Origin of the sequence: Bengtsoniella intestinalis, from assembly GCF_039719005.1 — a bacterium.
Classification (GTDB): Bacteria; Bacillota; Clostridia; order Oscillospirales; family Oscillospiraceae; genus Oscillibacter; species Oscillibacter intestinalis.
On sequence record NZ_CP133584.1, the window covers coordinates 1,422,963 to 1,440,643 of the forward strand.

At 49.1% G+C, this 17,681-nt stretch carries 26 protein-coding genes; 6 read left to right on the top strand and 20 right to left on the bottom strand.

Going from position 1 to position 17,681, the window contains the following annotated elements:
- The first annotated feature begins 6 nt into the window (after positions 1-6).
- The 3 genes from RFF05_RS06925 to RFF05_RS06935 are packed head-to-tail and all read left to right on the top strand — an operon-like array spanning position 7 to position 1,314.
- Positions 7-330, top strand: coding sequence for a hypothetical protein (locus RFF05_RS06925; protein WP_409969635.1), 324 nt, complete (start codon positions 7-9; stop codon positions 328-330).
- Entirely contained in the window at positions 330-1,091 is a 762-nt protein-coding gene (locus RFF05_RS06930; RefSeq protein WP_409969636.1) for a CHAP domain-containing protein, read from the top strand. Before RFF05_RS06925 ends, RFF05_RS06930 begins: the two co-directional genes overlap by 1 nt.
- The gene (locus RFF05_RS06935) at positions 1,084-1,314 is read left to right on the top strand and encodes a hypothetical protein (protein WP_409969637.1); all 231 of its coding nucleotides are present in this window, start codon (positions 1,084-1,086) and stop codon (positions 1,312-1,314) included. Before RFF05_RS06930 ends, RFF05_RS06935 begins: the two co-directional genes overlap by 8 nt.
- Positions 1,315-1,542: 228 nt before the next feature.
- Here the strand turns inward: RFF05_RS06935 and RFF05_RS06940 are convergent, their stop codons facing one another.
- From RFF05_RS06940 to RFF05_RS06970, 7 genes are read right to left on the bottom strand one after another with little or no spacing between them, the layout of a single operon-like run.
- A complete protein-coding gene (locus RFF05_RS06940; protein ID WP_409969638.1) occupies positions 1,543-1,803 on the bottom strand; it encodes a hypothetical protein in 261 nt (86 codons plus the stop codon).
- Positions 1,804-1,815: 12 nt separating this feature from the next.
- Positions 1,816-2,325 (bottom strand): hypothetical protein, encoded by a 510-nt coding sequence (locus RFF05_RS06945; RefSeq protein ID WP_409969639.1) that lies wholly within the window; start codon positions 2,323-2,325, stop codon positions 1,816-1,818.
- 48 nt (positions 2,326-2,373) lie between these two features.
- Positions 2,374-2,625 (bottom strand): hypothetical protein, encoded by a 252-nt coding sequence (locus tag RFF05_RS06950; protein ID WP_409969640.1) that lies wholly within the window; start codon positions 2,623-2,625, stop codon positions 2,374-2,376.
- Between the two features lie 36 nt (positions 2,626-2,661).
- On the bottom strand, positions 2,662-2,895 hold the full coding sequence (locus RFF05_RS06955) for a hypothetical protein (RefSeq protein WP_409969641.1): 234 nt from the start codon (positions 2,893-2,895) through the stop codon (positions 2,662-2,664).
- A 12-nt stretch (positions 2,896-2,907) separates the two neighbouring features.
- The gene (locus tag RFF05_RS06960; RefSeq protein ID WP_409969642.1) at positions 2,908-3,114 is read right to left on the bottom strand and encodes a hypothetical protein; all 207 of its coding nucleotides are present in this window, start codon (positions 3,112-3,114) and stop codon (positions 2,908-2,910) included.
- A gap of 28 nt (positions 3,115-3,142) precedes the next feature.
- On the bottom strand, positions 3,143-3,757 hold the full coding sequence (locus RFF05_RS06965) for a hypothetical protein (protein ID WP_409969643.1): 615 nt from the start codon (positions 3,755-3,757) through the stop codon (positions 3,143-3,145).
- A gap of 14 nt (positions 3,758-3,771) precedes the next feature.
- On the bottom strand, positions 3,772-4,353 hold the full coding sequence (locus tag RFF05_RS06970) for a hypothetical protein (protein ID WP_409969644.1): 582 nt from the start codon (positions 4,351-4,353) through the stop codon (positions 3,772-3,774).
- A gap of 173 nt (positions 4,354-4,526) precedes the next feature.
- Between RFF05_RS06970 and RFF05_RS06975 the strand changes: the two genes are divergently transcribed.
- Positions 4,527-4,880, top strand: a complete 354-nt coding sequence (locus tag RFF05_RS06975; RefSeq protein WP_409969645.1) for a helix-turn-helix domain-containing protein — start codon at positions 4,527-4,529, stop codon at positions 4,878-4,880.
- Positions 4,881-4,898: 18 nt separating this feature from the next.
- Here RFF05_RS06975 and RFF05_RS06980 read toward each other — a convergent pair whose 3' ends face one another.
- A complete protein-coding gene (locus tag RFF05_RS06980; RefSeq protein WP_409969646.1) occupies positions 4,899-5,156 on the bottom strand; it encodes a helix-turn-helix domain-containing protein in 258 nt (85 codons plus the stop codon).
- Between the two features lie 409 nt (positions 5,157-5,565).
- On the opposite strand from RFF05_RS06980, the gene RFF05_RS06985 reads away from it, so the two are divergent.
- Positions 5,566-5,940 carry a helix-turn-helix domain-containing protein gene (locus tag RFF05_RS06985; protein ID WP_409969647.1) on the top strand — a complete coding sequence of 125 codons (375 nt, stop codon included), beginning with the start codon at positions 5,566-5,568 and terminating at the stop codon, positions 5,938-5,940.
- 100 nt (positions 5,941-6,040) lie between these two features.
- Here RFF05_RS06985 and RFF05_RS06990 read toward each other — a convergent pair whose 3' ends face one another.
- From RFF05_RS06990 to dcm, 11 genes are all read right to left on the bottom strand, one after another.
- Positions 6,041-6,313 carry a DUF4314 domain-containing protein gene (locus RFF05_RS06990; protein WP_409969648.1) on the bottom strand — a complete coding sequence of 91 codons (273 nt, stop codon included), beginning with the start codon at positions 6,311-6,313 and terminating at the stop codon, positions 6,041-6,043.
- Positions 6,314-6,315: 2 nt separating this feature from the next.
- Positions 6,316-7,905 (bottom strand): recombinase family protein, encoded by a 1,590-nt coding sequence (locus RFF05_RS06995; protein WP_409969649.1) that lies wholly within the window; start codon positions 7,903-7,905, stop codon positions 6,316-6,318.
- Positions 7,906-7,909: 4 nt separating this feature from the next.
- Entirely contained in the window at positions 7,910-8,419 is a 510-nt protein-coding gene (locus tag RFF05_RS07000; protein ID WP_409969650.1) for a recombinase family protein, read from the bottom strand.
- Positions 8,416-9,966, bottom strand: coding sequence for a recombinase family protein (locus RFF05_RS07005; protein WP_409969651.1), 1,551 nt, complete (start codon positions 9,964-9,966; stop codon positions 8,416-8,418). The genes RFF05_RS07000 and RFF05_RS07005 overlap by 4 nt, the downstream gene beginning before the upstream one ends.
- A 57-nt stretch (positions 9,967-10,023) precedes the next feature.
- Positions 10,024-10,179 carry a hypothetical protein gene (locus RFF05_RS07010; RefSeq protein ID WP_409969652.1) on the bottom strand — a complete coding sequence of 52 codons (156 nt, stop codon included), beginning with the start codon at positions 10,177-10,179 and terminating at the stop codon, positions 10,024-10,026.
- Positions 10,176-12,104 (bottom strand): ATP-dependent DNA helicase, encoded by a 1,929-nt coding sequence (locus tag RFF05_RS07015; protein WP_409969653.1) that lies wholly within the window; start codon positions 12,102-12,104, stop codon positions 10,176-10,178. The genes RFF05_RS07010 and RFF05_RS07015 overlap by 4 nt, the downstream gene beginning before the upstream one ends.
- 422 nt (positions 12,105-12,526) lie before the next feature.
- Positions 12,527-13,009 (bottom strand): hypothetical protein, encoded by a 483-nt coding sequence (locus tag RFF05_RS07020; RefSeq protein ID WP_409969654.1) that lies wholly within the window; start codon positions 13,007-13,009, stop codon positions 12,527-12,529.
- A 266-nt stretch (positions 13,010-13,275) separates the two neighbouring features.
- Positions 13,276-13,506 (bottom strand): hypothetical protein, encoded by a 231-nt coding sequence (locus RFF05_RS07025; RefSeq protein WP_409969655.1) that lies wholly within the window; start codon positions 13,504-13,506, stop codon positions 13,276-13,278.
- Positions 13,507-13,567: 61 nt separating this feature from the next.
- Positions 13,568-14,287 carry an ImmA/IrrE family metallo-endopeptidase gene (locus RFF05_RS07030; protein WP_409969656.1) on the bottom strand — a complete coding sequence of 240 codons (720 nt, stop codon included), beginning with the start codon at positions 14,285-14,287 and terminating at the stop codon, positions 13,568-13,570.
- A 30-nt stretch (positions 14,288-14,317) separates the two neighbouring features.
- Positions 14,318-14,917 carry a transcriptional repressor LexA gene (lexA, locus tag RFF05_RS07035; protein WP_409969657.1) on the bottom strand — a complete coding sequence of 200 codons (600 nt, stop codon included), beginning with the start codon at positions 14,915-14,917 and terminating at the stop codon, positions 14,318-14,320.
- A 203-nt stretch (positions 14,918-15,120) separates the two neighbouring features.
- The gene (gene dcm, locus RFF05_RS07040; RefSeq protein ID WP_409969658.1) at positions 15,121-16,068 is read right to left on the bottom strand and encodes a DNA (cytosine-5-)-methyltransferase; all 948 of its coding nucleotides are present in this window, start codon (positions 16,066-16,068) and stop codon (positions 15,121-15,123) included.
- A 117-nt stretch (positions 16,069-16,185) separates the two neighbouring features.
- Here dcm and RFF05_RS07045 point away from each other — a divergent pair, with 117 nt between their 5' ends.
- Complete coding sequence (locus RFF05_RS07045; RefSeq protein WP_409967200.1) at positions 16,186-17,214, top strand: IS5 family transposase; 1,029 nt, start codon at positions 16,186-16,188, stop codon at positions 17,212-17,214.
- 142 nt (positions 17,215-17,356) lie between these two features.
- On the opposite strand, the gene RFF05_RS07050 is transcribed toward RFF05_RS07045, so the two are convergent.
- The gene (locus RFF05_RS07050; RefSeq protein WP_409969659.1) at positions 17,357-17,656 is read right to left on the bottom strand and encodes a DNA-directed RNA polymerase subunit alpha C-terminal domain-containing protein; all 300 of its coding nucleotides are present in this window, start codon (positions 17,654-17,656) and stop codon (positions 17,357-17,359) included.
- Positions 17,657-17,681: the final 25 nt, after the last annotated feature.

A 17,681-nucleotide genomic window follows, 5' to 3' on the forward strand; every position in this document is an offset into this window, starting at 1 on the left:
AATTTTATGGATTACACAACCATCATCAGCCAAATGCTGATTATCATTGCAATTTTAACAGTTCTTGTCACCATCATCACCGAAGTTGTCAAGGCATCGTTCCCAGCCTTGGAAGGTAGCGCTAAAATCAACATCTTTGTACTTGTGCTATCAGTCGTGGTCACCGTAGCTGTGGCTATTGCTTATTGCCAAATCAAACTGCTGCCCCTGACTTGGTATTGGTACGGAGCATTTATCGTCCTGGGCATCATGGTGGCTTACGCTGCCATGTTCGGATATGATAAATTGGTGTCTCAATTTTCCAGCTTGACTGATGGAGGGGATATCTGATGACCGCAATCGAAAAACTCATTGCCACAGCGCAAGCCGAAATCGGCTATTTGGAGAAGGCATCCAACAGCCAACTGGACGACCCCACTGCCAACTCTGGCTCAGCCAATTACACCAAGTATGCCCGTGACCTTGACGCCATTGGCTGGTACAATGGCGCCAAACAAGGGTATGCCTGGTGCACCATCTTCGTGGCATGGTGCAAACAGTCCACATTTGGGGTGGAAATGGCGCTGGCCATGACCTACCAATCACTTGGTGGACTGGGTGCATCTTGCACATACCTGATGGGCTATTACAAGTCCGCAGGGCAGTTTTTCTCCACGCCCCAAGTTGGTGACCAGATTTTCTTCACCAGTGACGGTGGCGACAGTGCCTACCATACAGGGCTGGTCTATGCTGTCGACGGCACCAAGGTGTACACCATCGAAGGCAACACATCCAGCGCCAGTGGCGTGGTAGAAAACGGCGGAGCTGTGGCCGCCAAATCCTACAGCTTGACCTATTCGAAAATCGCAGGCTACGGCCGCCCTGACTATAGCCTGTATGAAGATGAAACGGAGGAAGAAGAAATGCGCTACAACAAAGTATCTGAAATGCCCGCATACGCACAGACCACCATCAAAAAACTGATTGATGCAGGACACATCCAAGGTAGCGGCACTGTCTTTGACGAAGACAATCGCCCTGCTGATGTGGACTTGTCCCTAGACATGATTCGTATGTTCGTGGTCAACGACCGTGCTGGCATTTATGGCTGAGCCAGAAAAACTGGCTAAAATGCCAGACGTCAAAAAAGACGACAAACAATCCACAATTCTTTCCCCCATTGTGGAAAAATTCAGCTTTGTGGACAATGACACCATCGCCGTGGTGGGGCTGATTGTTCTTGCGGTGATTAGCCTTGCCATGGAGGGTGAAACCATCGCCAGTGCCGCCATCGGTGCCATTGGCGGTTACATCGGGAGCAAAACAAACAAGTAAATACCAAATCTCCTGCGACCGTCGAAGGATTGCGTGCCTACGTTATGTATTGATGTAGACGACGTGGGAGATACCCAGAGAAAAAGCCCCTATGCAGGCCACAAACCTGCATAGGGGCTTTTTCTCGTTTCATGGGCGCGTCTGTGGCGTGTGCCTGGGGCGGGGCGTTCACCCGCCCAACCCACAACACCACCGTTGCAACAGCGATATAAGGGGTTGCAGGGGGTGTTATGTCCGTTTGGCGTATGCAGATGGATTTTGCAACACTGCCCACTCAGATACTGGGAGGGGGTCCCCCATGAACGCTTCCAAGGCTTCGGCTGAGCCGCACTGGTTGCAGATGCAGACATTCCCATTCCGTGAAAGAGCGTTGCGCCATAGGCTTTCGCTCATGGCATCCTCTCCGCACCGTGGGCAGGGGTAGTGGTGGCTTGCTTGCCGTTGGCCAAACTGCTCCACAAGCTCTTTGCAGATGAATTCATTGTGCATGATGCGCCCTCCTTAACAGTCCAACCCAGTGAGCTGGGTGTATTCATCCTGGGAGCAGTAGCCCGCCATGTCCAGGCAGAAGCGTTCGCCCAGGCGGTCATCATCAAAGAGCACTTCCACGGTGCTGTCAGACAAGACGTTGACCTTGGCATCCAACAGGGCGCCATATTTTTCCCGCATGCGGTCAGTGGGGAAAGGCATGTCGTCGCCCACACAGACGGTGGCGGGCATATCCACATCACCGATGATGCAGTCAAATTCACCATCCACTGCCATCTTCTCCAAGATGTATGCCTGGAAGGTCATGGTAGGTTCCTTGGAAGCGATGAAGGCTTCGATGGTGGACTTGATGGTGGCGGTAGTCCAGGGCTCCTCGGAGCAGAGCCAGATAAGCATTACGATGCAGTCCAGGTCTGCACCATCTTCTGCCACGGTAAACATCTTGTCATACTGGGTAGTGGTGCCAGCGGTGAACCACTGGTTCTTGATGCAAAGGTTCATCAGTTCGTAGTTTGAAATCATAGCAATCCCTTTCTCCCCGTATACCCGATAGGCCAGGTGGTATGGTGTCTAGTTGGCGGCAAGGTCACAGGCGGGCTGATAGCTCAGGGACTCCACATAGCCATCTGCATCGTACTCCACGACTTCCAACCACTTTGGCTTGCTTGCGTGCTTGGTCATGTGGGTCATCCCGACCCCTTGCTGTAATGCGATGTAGACTTCTTCGCCTTGGTCATTGTGACCAGATAGGATGGTGCTTTCAGTGGATGCGATTAGCTTTGCGATTTCTTTGGGCTTGGACATATCGACGTTAAACTTCATAGTGGATATCCTTTCTCCCCCCTGTGGGGGAATGGGTTAAACGTTGTAGAACTCCTCAACCACAGGATGGTTGTAGCATGCGGATTCTTTCTGCTTCCGCTGTACATATCGCCTTGCTTTGGCGAGGGTATCAAAGCTGTAGGATTCGGAGCGAATGAACGCTGGCATATAGTTCCCAGGTTTGAACCCACAGGGGGTGGATTCGACGCAAAATCCCAACTCGGCAACATATCCGCCGTGGGCACTATTTCTGATTTTCCACATGGTCATGGGTGCATCCTCCTATTCGGTTTCTGGCTTCTGGTGTAGCGGTCTGGCTTCGATGGTCACTAAAATTTCTGACGTGTCTACGCCATGCTCCGATGCGAGAAGTTCTGCTGTCGCTTGTACTTCGCCCATGAAAGAGCCTTTCATGGTGCAGGATGCAAGTTCCTTGTCACCCAAGCGGAACACAATCCATGGTATTGGCATGATTTCTCCTTCTGCCATCGTAACCTCCGTGGCGGGATGTTGAGTTTTAGTGATGGAAGTGGCGGCACATGCCGTTGTAGATTTCATAAGACCAAGAGCCGCAGTCGAAGCGGATGTAGTTCCAATCGGTGGAACAGTAGAGGGGGTCACGCTTGACAGTTCCAGTCATACGAAGCTTGCGACGAAGGTTGATTTCCTCGGTTTCTACTTCATGCTGGATAAGGATGCGGCGGGGGTCAAAACCAAACTCGCTGGCGACCAACTCCACGGCTTCATCATCAGTTAGGGTGCGGGTTGCTCCGCTGTTGGCAAGCACTTCATAGTCAGCTTGCTTCACGTTGTGTTCGCTTTCGTAGGGTCTCCAACCCTGGGCTTCCTCAAGCTCTGCTTCCAGCTGGGCAACTTCCTTCTGGAGCGCATCCACCTTGGCCTGGAGGGTTTCCACCGTTTCCACAATCCAGATGTTGATGCTCTTGCCAGTGGAGAGATTGACCTCCAGGCGGGCACCCAGGTCACAGATGTAATCGGAGGAGTTACCGTCCACGGTGGAGCGGTAAATGGGATAGCCAGCTCGTTGGGAGATGCTTTCGTCCTTGCGGTAATCGGTGGGGAAGATTTCGTTAACCTTGGCCCAGGCTTGCTCAATGGATGATACTGTCATGATGTTGGCTCCTTTCAGCGAACACTGATGGTTCGGTTATTGTATTGGACCATGTAGCCCATGCGGATTCTGGCGATGTGGATGTTTGCGCCGTTGATGCGGGATAGGTGGAGGTTCTTCTTGATGATGCGCTTGGCGATTTCGATTGCTTTGGGGGTCATCTCCAGGCTTCTGGGGCCTGTCTTGGCCTTGAGCAAGTAGCGCTTGTAGCGGATATCCTCGGCGGCCATGGCTTCTTCTTTGGTGCCGTATAGCTTTTCGCCGTCTCTGCGTTCAGCGATGCGGTAGAAGGATGCGGTGGAGATGATTTCCAAGTTGTTGGTCCAGATGGTCTGGTTGTAATTGCAGGTGTTAGGCTTCACGTTATCGGTGGAGCGCCCAACGATAAGCTCCAGAGCACGGATGCCGTAGGGAGAGATACAGCGGTTGCTTTCTTGGAGCTGGATGCGGTAGATGTCGGTGCCGTTGGTTAGGTCGATGGAAGCGATTTCACCTTGGCTACCGCTCATGGATGAAGTGTTAATGGTGTACCCTGTTGCCAGATAGCTGGCAACCAGGGCGGTATAGCGTGCGTTGATTTCTTGATATTTCATCATGTTTGTGTTCTCCTTAGTTTTGTTTGTGTTTGTGAAAGTTTGTTCTGTGTTTATAGTCACATAATACACGACCATGTACGACTTGTCAACAGTTATTTTCGTATTTGTGAAAAAAAGTTTTGACAAGTTAAACATATTGTGTTATTGTTGTTAAAAACAAAAGGAGGGTTCACATGATTTCTTACAATCCACTCTGGCACACACTGCTGGACAAAGGTATCGGCAAAATGGAGCTTGCAAACCTAATAGGTTTGAGTCGAGCCACGATGGCAAAAATGGGCAAGGACGAAGCTGTTGCGCTTAGCGTAATTGAGCGCATCTGCATTGCCATTGACTGCCAAATCGAAGATGTAGTAAAAATATCTGGTCAGTACAAAATGAGCACGCCCATCCCATCAAAAGGTAGTCCTAATAGCGAGGGCTGGGACCCTGCGTTAATTCGTGACAATCAACGCCTCGGAGGCGGTTTCGAACTATGCCACGTTGAGGACGGTTTGAACCGCAAAAAAAAAGCATCGGACGAGTAAACGTCCGATGCAGGGAGATTAGCCTTTCTTGCTATGTATAGGAAGTCCTTGTCGGGTCTTCGTCCGTGGCTCCAAATTTTCGTCCCGACGTATCAAGTCTGCAATGTCACAGTCGAGCGCCTCGCATATCAAGTCTAAGTGGTCTAGCTTAACACGGTCTGCGAACTCGTTGTAAATTTCGTTGATAGTGGAAGGACGAATACCTGTCGCCCGGGCAAGGTCAGCCTGCGTCCACCTTCGTTCGCCAAGTCGGGTGGAAAGTAAAATCTTAATCATAGCCAACGCTCCTTTGCGGTATATTATAACGATTTCCTCAGTAGGAAGCTGAGAATTGTTATAATATAACGGATTTCGTTAGAAAAGAAAAAGGCCACAATGCAGGGCAATCCCCCTGTATTGTGGCCTTTTATTTACTTTTTGGCTGAGAAGGAAACAGCCAGCACGAACACTCCGTTGACCATTTGGATGGTCGCTGGAGGGTTCGCCTGGCTCCCTTGTGGATATAGTGGCCAAAAAAGATGCACTTGTTTTTCTATCTTACACGCTGTAAATTTCTCAAATTTTTTCAAATTGTTACTGTGAGTCACAAAAATTGACCTACAGTTTATTTACAGTTTATAGAATTACTGATATAGTTAAAGTTACAAAACGAATTGTGCTGAAATTATATGGGAGAGCTGACGATATGGATAAGTTAACAGTTGCTACAGGGATGTGTCTGCAAAAACATCGTTTGGAGCAGGGATTATCGGTGGAACAAATTGGTTCACACATCGGGGAGTCTGCAACCTATGTGGAACAGGTCGAGCGAGGTGAAACTGCCATCACCGTTGCGCTATTATCCAAGTTTTCAACAGCCTTTAATGTGAGCATTACGCTTCTTTTCTTAGAGATAGAGAGCCCAGAAGTAGCAGAACAAAACTATCTATTGCGTTGCTATAAGGAGCTCATAAAAGTCAATGCTGCTGGGCAAAAATTTCTCTACAAATGGATATATAAACTTATAAATTCTGGGAAAGAAGCGGATGTGGAGGAAGACCCTCAATTCGATATATGGTAAGTTCCCTGCGGTGGGCATTCACTCAAAAGATAATTGAATAAGCAAAAAAGGGCTAGGCCACCAGCACGTTATCCGTACTGGTGGCCTAGCCTATTACTATTTACCGGGCCACATTTTTCTTCTGGGGCTTGGACTTCTGAACGGGTTCCTCTCGGCACACCTCGAAGCGATCCACGTTCAGAACCAACGACAAGGTTCGTCCGTTGTCCCATTTCATGACCGCCTGCGCCATATCATCGACAAAAATAATGGTTCCAATGGTTCCAGATGGTACAGCTTGAGGGTCGCTCATGGAGAGGAGTCGGACTCTGGTGCCGGCTGGGTAGGTGTCTTTGTAATACTTCACTTCTTCTCTGGATGGTACATTATACATTGTTAGGTTCCTCCTTTGAATTTTATTCCCACCGTCTCGCCGTCCTGCACGGTTATCTGCTGGATGGCTTGGCGGATGAGGTCGTTGCTGTACTGGGTTTCGGGTTGTAGGAATTGCACCCAGTGGGCAATCTGTGCCACACGGCTCTCTACGCTGGGCTGTGTGGGTCGTTTGGGGGCTAGGCTGTCTAGCTGTGTCTGGAGGACTTTTTTCTCCTCTGCAAGGGCTTGCATTTGGGCGGACAGGTCGGGGTTGTCCATGTCCTCTAGCACCATCTCCAGCAGGATTGCCTGTCGGTTGGTTATCTCCAGAAGTCTATCTTTTAGCTGTTCGCTGCCGTCATCCCCCTGCCCACTCACCACTTGGGTGATGTGATCCAGCAGGGTTGGTAGGACTTCTTGCTGTGTGTTGGCGAAGTCGTGAAGCTGTTCCATGATGAGGCTGTGGAGCTTTTCCTCCTCCATGGTGGGCGAGTGCTGACAGAATTTCGTGCCATTTTCCAGTCGAGAGGTACATCGCCAGACGATGCGCTTGGTGCCATTTCTGCTCCATGTCACTCTGCGGTAGGGCGAACCACATTCACCACAGACTAGCAGTTCAGACAGAGCATATTTGCTTGAATATTTCCCCTGCTCGGTGGTGGTGTTCTCCATGGTTTTTCGCTTGGAGTTTCGCCGTGCCAACTCCTCTTGCACTCTGGCATAGATGTCCCGTGGCACGATGGCGGTGTGGTGGTTCTCTACGTAGTACATGGGGCGTTCCCCTTGGTTTTTTATGACCTTCTTGCTGATGGGGTCTTGGGTGAAGGTCTTTTGCAGGAGGGCATCCCCGATGTATTTCTCGTTGGCGAGGATGTTCTGGATGGCTTGATGCCCCCAGTTGAGGGTGCCCTTTTTGGTGAGCTGTTCTGTTGCTATCAGCTCAGTTTTCAACGTGGCGATACTGGCTCCTTCGAGGTAACGGCGGTAGATGTAGCGAACAGTCTCCGCTTCCTCTGGGATGATTTCGATGGTGCCGTCATCATTTTTCTGGTAGCCCAGTAGCTTGGGGAAGGTGAATTCCCCCGACTCCATCCGTTTCCGCTTGCCCCAGAGGACGTTCTGACTGAGGGACTCACTTTCCGCTTGGGCGAAGCCACTGAACAGGGTGATGAGGAACTCGCTACTCTCGGTCAGTGTGTTTATATTTTCCTTTTCGAAGATAACCCCGATGCCGTTGGCTTTTAGGGTGCGCACGGTGTCCAGACAGTCCACCGTATTACGGGCAAATCGGGAGAGGGATTTTGTGAGAATGAGATTGATGCGACCACGTTTGCAAGCGGCAATCATGCGGTTGAACTCTTTTCGTTTTTTCAGCCCAGTGCCAGAGATACCTTCATCGGCATAAATGCCAGCCATCTCCCAGTCGGGATTGGCTTGGATTTTCTCGGTGTAGTAGCTCTTTTGGGCTTCGTAGCTGGTGAGCTGCTCGTCGCTGTCGGTGGACACTCGGCAGTAGGCCGCCACTCGTAGCTTTTTGGTTTGGGTGGTGCCTGTGGCAGTCTGTTGGGCGGCTGGTATCATCCGCACTCGACGCTCGGTGGTCTGTATCATGTTCTCACTCCTCTCTCGTTAGGCATTGATATCGAATGGAAATTCCCTGCAATATGAGGTCGATTACCTTATTTGGGTTGTCTGGGTGATCCAGTCCGTGATTGATTTGATTGTTGTTGCGGAGGACTTCTGCTGTGGGGTTGTAGGTGTAGGTTGATGGTGTTATGGGCGGTTTTGTTGGACTAGGTTTTTCGACTCTGGTGCCCTTGCTCCCTTTGCCACCGATGATGCACTGCACCATGCGGAAGGTTTCCTCTGGTATGATGGGAGGGTAGCCGTCCTGCCCCGTGTACCGTGGGTTTTCAAGCAGTCGCTTCACCTTGTGCTTGTTCCAGAGGGGGTTGTCCATCCAGTAGGGGATGCCCTCGCTGTTGAGCTGATTGGCGATGGTCAGATAGGAATCACCCTCGCAGTACCAGCTGTATATCTTCTTCACCGTTTCCGATTCGGAGGCTACCGCTGTGAAGGAGCCGTTCTGGATGGTGTAGCCGTATAGAGTTTTCCGATTGCTCATGGTGCGACCTCCTCGGTCAGTGTGATGCCACCGTAGAGGTGGAAGGTCATGTTGCCATGCTGGTCAATGGTGATTTGCTCTACCAGTTCCTCAAAGAGTGGTTCGTCCAGTTCTTCCATGCGGTCTGGCCCCTGCTCTAGGATGGCGATGGTTTGCTGAATGGCATCCACTCGTTCCTCAATGTCCTCGTTCTCAATGACCCGTCTCCGCTGATGGCGCAGGGTAGTCATTTGGGCTTGGAGGGCGGTGCGTTTGGCGAGGGTGGCTTCCGCATCAAGAAGCCCTGCCGTCTGTAGCTTTTGAATTTTGTGCTGCTGCTCGGCGGTCTGGGCGATGGCGGTGTTGATTTCGAGAAGTTGAGGGTTGTTCCGCTGTAGGGCGGTTTGTAGTTCCTCTAGTTGTCGCAGGGCTGGTGGGAAGATATCTGTATAGTTGGATTTTAGCTTATTGTATAGGGTGATGAAGGTTTGGTAGATTGTTTCCTCTGAAGTCCACTTTACAGGGCAGTCAGATGCTTTTTGGTCATGGGTACGGCACACCCAATAGGTGTCTCCCTTTTTGGATATCCTTCGCTTGAATAGCGTTCCGCAGTGTGCGCATCTAACTTTTAGGGACAGTAGGGTTTTGGTGTGTGCGGTGGAAGTGCGTAGCCCTTTTCGCTTTATCAGCGCCTGCACCTTTTCAAAGGTCTCACGGTCAATGATGGCTGGATGAGTATCCTCGATGTAGTATTGAGCAACTTCCCCACCATTTCGTTTTTTGACGAAGGGGAAATCTGTGGTATATCGTTTTTGGCACAGAGCATCTCCAACGTATTTTTCATTACTCAGAATGAGCTGAATGGTAGAGATTTGCCACCGATAGTTTCCGTCCATCGTTGCTACACCCAGAGCGGACATCCAAGTCGCAATATCTTCTAGGCTGATTCCATCAAGATATTTTTCAAACATTCCCTGCACCAGCGTAGCCTGTTCTGGAACAATTTCCATCTGGCTACATCCTATCAGCCGATACCCGAAGGGTGCCTTGCAAGTGATAAACTCCCCACGCTCCATCCGTCGGCGGTAGCTCAGTCGTTGATTTTGGGAGATGGACACTGACTCCTGTTGCGCCAGAGCGCCAGAAACGCTCACCATCAGTTCTGTGGTGAGCGTTCCAGTGTCGATATTCTCTTTTTCGAATTTAACAGTGACACCCAGTGTTGCCAGCTCTCGGAGGGCGGACAGGCAGTCCTTGGTATTTCGTGCGAAGCGAGAGAGGGATTTCACCAGAAGTCGATCCACCCGACCCTTTCGGCAGTCGGACATCATCCGCTGGAACTCCTCTCGTCCTTCCAGCTTGGTGCCAGTGATACCCTCGTCGGCATAGATGTCTACCAGTTCCCAGTCGGCTTGACTGGTGATAATCTGGGTGTAAGCTTTAATCTGGGCGGCATAGGAGTTAAGCTGGTCAGCGGAGTCGGAGCTAACACGGCAGTAGGCCGCCACTCGTAGCTTGTCTTGGTTGGTTTTAATGGCATCAATCTTTGTGACGGTTTTCTGCAACATGGCCGCTCCTCCTCTCTTTTTATTGACCACAACATTACCACAGAAGTGATGGAATAGCTATGACAATTCCCAGACACTTCGGATGGCATAGTGGCTTCTGGTGAGGGCGGAAACCCTGTCCACTTCCTCGGCACTCAGGAGCCCTGCGTCCTGCAATTTGGCTAGGACTTGCAGGGCTATCTGGCATTGTAGTTTGCGGTTGGTTTCACTCATAGCCGCCCCTCCTCGAAATAACTGTCCTCCTTGGTGCGACGAAGAAAGGCTTCAATCTGCCAATCTTGGTCGGTGACGGGGATGTCTGGTAAGGCGGTCAATACCTCGTGATGGTATCGCCCATTGTCGGTGGCTCGCTCATCCAAGATGGCTACCACACAGGTGTCCGTCTCGGTGCGGATGGCTCGTCCAAACCCTTGGCGCAGTTTCATCTGCATTTCGGGAATGACTGCCGACTGGATAAACTCCTGCAAGGTGGGATATTGCTCCTTCTCACGCTCTTTGAGGGCATCGGGGAACGGGAATGGTAGTCGAGGGATGATGAGCAGGGACACGCAGTCGCCGGGAAAGTCCATCCCCTCCCACGCAGAGCCAGTGGCAAAGAGGACAGCACCGGGGGTGGCTCGGAATTGGTCTAGGGTGCGGCCATTGTTTTTCCCAAGGGTGAATAGCGGATATGGTAGCGGTTCTGCTGCTAGGCACTGCTTCACTGCCGTCATGGTAGCATAGGAAGTGAACAGCACCAGTGCGTGTCCATGACTTCCCATACAAAGGGAACGAATCTCCTCGGCAAGTTCTTGGGCATAAGCGTCGCCGTCTAAACGCAAGGGATGGTCTGGTAAGTACAGCATACAATGCTCGCCATAATCAAAGGCAGAGGGCAACACCGATTCCACCACTTTGACTTCCTCCACTAGACCGGCCAGTTCCTTAAAGCGGCGGAAATCATGCCCCACAGCCAGCGTGCCCGATGTCATAATAAAGGGACGATTTTGGTTCCAGAGGGTAGACTTCAGTCGGCTTGTCAAATCCACGGATGTGGCACAAAACTGAGTACGATTGCTTTCATCCTCACTGGTGTAACACACCATCTTGGATTGATTGGCTGACAAAAGAGAAACAGTGTTCAGTAGGGATGATATTTCATCTAGGAGGTCTAAGGGGTAGTGTGGGTAGAGTGCCTTGTACAGACCCTCTAGCGTTGTTTGCACAGGTAGTAGTTTCTGTTGGTAGTTCTCCACGGTGATAGCTTCATCCCAAGGGGTAGACAACATAGCATAGATATTGAGACTACTGCGGCGAAGGGTCTCTGCCCACTGAGGTTGGCGTGCTTCTCGTAAATGGCGAATGAGGGTCGGAATCTGTGTGCTGGTGAGGGAGACTCCAAACATCTGCCGTGCCGTTTCGGGAAGCTTATGGGCTTCGTCCACAATGACGGTGCAGGGGCTAGGGAATAGGGCTGGCTTGGCAGAGTCACGGTGGATGCCATCCGCTATCAAATAATTGTGGTTGCAAATTTGAAAGTGATATTGCTCCGTTTGACAGCCATGGATAAATCGCTTGTAGCGACAGTCTTTGTGGCGACACTGGCATTTGGGTGGTACACAGATTTGCTGATGGTCAAAGGGAGTGACGGATACACCATCCACGTCCACACGGTATTGCAGGGATCGGATGGCTCTGGCGGCTTCTTTGTTCTTCTTTGCCCCAGAAAGTTTTCTGATTGTACGAGCCAGTTTTACATCACACACATAGTGGCGCTTCCCTTTGCGAACAACAGCCCGAATGGGATTGTCTAAAATCTCATCTGCCACCAATACTCTGGACAGCAGGGGGAGGTATTCTCGTAGCACCGCATTTTGCAAGGCGATGCTAGATGTGGAAATAATCACAGGGGCAAAGTATAGCCCACAGTTGGCTCGATACTGAATAAACACAATGCTGGCGACGAGGTAGGCATAGGTTTTTCCACTGCCAGTGCCAGCGTCATTGAGGGAGATTTTGCTGTTCACCATATGGTCGAACATGGTGTGGGCAAGGTGGATTTGCGACTGTCTCACTGTCATGCCCACGGTGGGAAATAGCTTCGTAAAGATATGGTCGATTTGTTGGTGAGCTATCTTTTGTTGGTCTAAGGTGTTCATAATCCTTCTCCAATCGTAAAGTATATAAAAAGGGGTTCCATCTATTTGCGGCTCGCACCCCGATGGATTAGGAACAGTACAGGTGACTTCTGGCTAGAAGTCACACGGGTGATGTATCAAGGGTCTTCACTGCTTTCAACCCAAGGGCAACCCACCTATCTCATGCGTAGGCCGTGCGTGGTGTCTCATTGTCTGCTCCCAAATCGTCAATGCGCTGTGGCGTGCCTTGCCACAGTCAACGAGGTAAAATCGCTCGCCCTGCAAGGCTGTCACCACTTGCAGGGGTCATGGCGCACACTGGTCGAGTGCTCTTAGATGGGGGCGGTTCCCGTACTGCTGGTATGAAGTTTTCAAGGTGCGAGGAAAAGGATTCAAGTCCTTTTCACCCTACAACGTACAAAACATCATTCAATTCGTACCCATCATGCGAAAATATTTTTAGCCTTAACTCTGATAAGTCGTACAGCCTTACGAACGGCAGACTCGTGGATAGCATTTCGGTGAGCATAGGCGGTGTAAGTCTCGCCACCCAGCAGACAATGTATGTAGATGTCGAATTGCTTCGGAGTGAGTGCGTCACGGAGTTCTTGCTCTAAGGCGGATATCATATGGGAGTGCTCTGTCTGGCTGGCATCTACTGCCCATGCGGAATCCATATCCTCTCCAGCAGAGACATAGTCAAGAGACAGCATAGTGGTTCGCTCGACCACCACGCTCTTGCCATTTCGCACCCCATACACGGGGATGCCCTCCTGCTCTCGTTGCATCTTCTTAGCTTCGCTACGAAGCAGGCGCATAGTCTCTCGATTGATTTCGCACTGCTCACCAGTGCGTTTTACTCGCATATAGCATTTACCGTCCTCGGTGGTCCATAGGTCATAATCAAATTCTTTTGGTGTAGTCATTACCGTAATCTCCTATTATTTGTTTTTTGATTTAAGGTCAAAAAACGGAGATTACGGATACTGTGAAATGGCACATTGCCAACGGTCTAAACGCATAAAAATAGCCCTTTCCGCAAAAACGGAAAGGGCTATTCAAACAACGTGCAAAGTAGGAGAAAAACGCAAAAAAGCGCCGTGAAAGCAGTGTCAAGAATAGTTCTTAACACTTACTTTGCACGGCGCTTGGTAGTCTCAGCTTTTGGGCTTCTCTCCGCTTGCTCGTTGATTTATGAAGTTGTTGATTTTCGCTTGCCGTAGTAGCGTTTGCGACGGTGGCGACCACCGGGCTTTCGTCTGAAGTACGCCAAGTTGATGGCACCTTCAAACTTGCACTTACGACATTTAACGTGCTTGTGACCAGTGCTGTCCTGATAGACACGGTCTATGGGGAAATTGCAAAGAGGACAACGAACTGTCCGTAGCGAGAGGTTTTTCACCTCTTGCGCCGATAGTTCCAATCGTTCCCTCACTTTGGAGGACGGGGTGTACCTCGGTGTATGGTTTCCATGGGAGTGGTGGTTATTGAGCAATGGCATCGACTCCTCTCAAATGCTTGTCGATGTACTCGTCTATGGGACGGTAACAAATCAGTTTATACTTGCGGAGTTGAATGAGCAAGGTGGTGTGAGAGACCCCCATTCGCTCTGAGATTTCATGAAGGACTACCTTGGTTTCTGGGGCGAATACATGGTCGCCATAGGCTGTGATTTTCTTCTTTTTGGTCAGCTTATAAATGAGTTGGCTGACCGAATCGTATGGTATCAGTAGTGCGGCTGCCACAGCGTTGGCGTGGCTTTCCTCCCACTGCATCCGCTGTTGCAACTCCTCGATGGAGTAGCTGGCTTCGCTGTCGTAAAGTCGCCGGAAACAGGCGGCATGACAGAGGGGATCTGCTCTGTGCTGCAAGATATGCCCTACTTCGTGGGCAAGGGTGAACCGTCGAGTATGTCGTTCTTTTTGAGTTCTCAAATATTCTTCTAGTATGATGGTATCTTGGGGGAAGGTCACCTCCACTGTCCGCTTTTTACGATAGACAAGAAGAGGCGTTTCCCCATCGGAGGTGAAGCCAATGCAGTTGGGGTCTGCGGTGGCAAATCGCTCGTAACGCACACTTAGTCCCAAGCGCTTTACCGCAATCCCATCCACGTCCACTCGCTCTGGGGCTGGCGTGCCGTGGAAGCTACAAACCAACCCCTCTGCCAATTCAATCAATTCCTTCTGAGATACAAAACCTTGCAATGTTCTTCAGCTCCTCTCTTGCTGTGGTTCTTAGAGCGCCCGAATCACATGGTGGGCAATCCCTTGGACGGCGCACTGTGTTGGATAGATGTCTTGCATAGAGGAGTTCTCTGGGTGTAACCGCACACGGTTTTCCTCCTCATCAAAAAAGTAGCGTTTGAGGGTAGTCTCGTTGTCCACCAGTGCTACTACGATGTCGCCATTCTTGGCTTCGATTTGCTTTTGGACGACCACTAAGTCGCCCTCGTTGATGCCAGCTTCTATCATGGAGTCTCCGTTGGCTCGAAGAACGAAACAGTCATCCATGCCAAAAACGGATGCTGGCAATGCGATGTACTGCTCCACCATTTCCTCCACACTTTGGAGCGGGCCACAGGCGATGCTACCCAACAGAGGTGCCCGAAGTATCTGACTGTCGATTTTCTCAGTTTTCTCCGTGGCAATGGATTTGCCATCGTAGGTGAGTAATCCTTCCTCGTGCATCTCTAACAAATAACGGTAAACAGTGCTTTTAGAATGTCCAACCTCATCGGCCAACTCACCAATGGACGGAGACCGTCCCATCGCCAAATAAAAGGACTCCACTGCTTCCAAGATGCGAGACTTGGTCTCTTGGCTTTTTACCCTCATATAACCCCTCCTAACCCATATCCAGAACGATACGTTCCTGTTAATGCTATGATTATACCAAACATCTGTTCTAATTGCAAGGGGAGATTTGATAAAATTTGATAAAATAAAGCCCCTCGTGCCATTAACCCAGAAAGGTATAATTAGTACGAGAGGACAAAATACTTACACAAAAGCTTCGTTGACGGTCAATTTAATATTTATCATTGTTGCATCACTGTAAATAAATTCTCAGCAATTCTGCGAATTACTGGTACGGTCACACTATTTCCAATCTGCTTATATGCATCTTGAATTTGAATAGTATTAGGAAATTTGAATGTTTCGGGAAAGCCCTGAAAATCTAAACACTCTCTCAAAGTTAAATACCGAATACCAAAATCATCACGCACCATGGGAACACGACCCTTCCGCATACCCATGAAAGCGGTTAGTGTAGGACACACGTGATTCCTGTTTTTTCGCAACCCCCAATCCGTCATCTGATAAATTGAGTCTTGGTCAATAATTTGACTTGCAAATTCTTGCTGTATCTCTGCATTACAGTAGTAAATCTCATGTTGCTGAATATTACTATGGACTATATCATGAATTGTGCGTTCTAGAGGAATTTCCTCCGGATAAACAAATCGCTGGCAAGCACCTTCGTCCAAAAACGCAACAATAAATATACGGTTCCTTAGCTGCGGAATGTTACCGTGACGCATACTTGTCATAATGCGGTATCTAATTACATATCCAAGTTCTACGAGAGTATTATAGATTGTTAAGAAGGTACGACCTTTATCGTGTTCTTGAAGATTGGCTACATTTTCAAGGAAAATCACAGAGGGCTTCTTGATATCCGCAATACGAGCAATTTCAAAAAACAAATTGCCTCTAGGATCCGAAAAGCCTCTCTGTTTGCCTGCTGTAGAAAACGGTTGACAAGGAAACCCTGCTACCAACACATCAAAATCTGGGATAGTATGTGGGTCTATTTTGGAAATATCTTCTTCAACTAGAGATGTGTCCTTCCAGTTTTTTCGATATGTATTGCACGCCTTGTGGTCACGCTCGTTAGCCCAGACCACTTCAAATCCTGCCTGACGAAAACCGAGGCATATTCCACCGATGCCAGCAAATAAACTGGCAACTTTCAAATCTGACATTAAATCCCCCTCCGCTTACAGGGTAATGGTCTTACTTGTGGCAATCTCTAAAAACCCGCTATCAATTTGGCAAAATCTGTAGTATAATGGACATAAGAAAAAAGGGCGGTGACGAACATGCAAATTGGATTTTTTAGTGAAGAAAACAGATTGGAAAAGTTGAGCAAACTGGGCGATTCGTTGGTTCGATTGAACACAGTTATCAACTGGGAGCAGTTTCGCCCAATTTTGAAAAAAGCTACCAAAAAAGAACACAAAGGACTTGGTGGGCGTCCGCCCTATGACCTGATTTTGATGCTTAAAATATTGATTTTGCAACGTCTTTACAATCTCAGCGATGACCAAATGGAGTTTCAAATCAATGACCGCATGAGTTTTATGCGCTTTTTGGGCTTGGGGCTGGGGGACAGAGTGCCCGATTCCAAAACCATTTGGCTGTTTCGTGACACGCTGATGAAGGCTAACGTAATGGATAAATTGTTCCATCATTTCAATAAAATGCTGTTAGATGCAGGCATTATCACTCGTGAAGGTACGATTGTAGACGCAACTTTCGTGGATGCACCTCGCCAAAGAAATCATCGAGATGAGAATGCAACCATCAAAGAGGGCAAGGTACCAGAAGAATGGGAAAAGCCTGAAAATGCTCACAAATTGAGCCAAAAAGATACGGATGCCCGCTGGACAAAGAAAAATAACGAGCGGCATTATGGCTATAAAGACCACGTAAAAGTGGATGCCGACAGCAAAATCATTACCGGCTACACCGTCACCAGCGCCAACGTCCACGATAGTCAAGCCCTCGCCGAGTTAATCACAGAAGAAGATGCTGTTTTATACGCAGATAGTGCCTATACAGGGGAAGAATTGCTAGCAAATCTTCCTGAAACAGTAGAAACTCGAATCAATGAAAAAGGCTATCGCAATCACCCACTGACCCCAGAGCAAAAGGAAAACAACCGCCAAAAATCCAAAATTAGAGCCAGGGTAGAACACGTTTTTGGATTTATGACAGGCTCCATGAAGGGCATCACTGTGCGTTCCATCGGCATAGACCGTGCGATATTCAATATAGGGCTGACAAATCTGGTGTATAACATTTGTCGGTATGAAATTTTAAAGCGAGGTGAGTTTGCCAAGGGGTAAGTCTGCCCTTTTGGGGGAAATATCCCCCAAAAAAGCAAGATACAGTGGTTATTTTGGTCTTTGTGCGTTCACCAAGATAAAAACTGTGGATTTTCCGAAAAAATCATAGAAACGCAAAATGAAACGGGCAAAACCTCAGTTATTAGAGGTTGCCTATATACTTGTTTCCATCTACCCCTCTAAATGATGGCGGGGACACACATTCTTCTTCCTGTTCCTCCACATACCCTTCAGCGCTTGCATCTACAAGGATAATCACTTCTTTCATCTGCATCAATTCATTTACGGTTTTTTGCCCACTGTTTCGAATTTTAATAAGGTCCTCCGCAGGAAAATCCATCAATGCACCAACAGTATGAATTCCTGCTCGACGCAGTGTATTTTTAGCTCTCACTGACAACTCTAATCGTTCAACAGAATCATCATAAACATAATATTTCAAAGCGGATCCCTCCCAAATATTATTT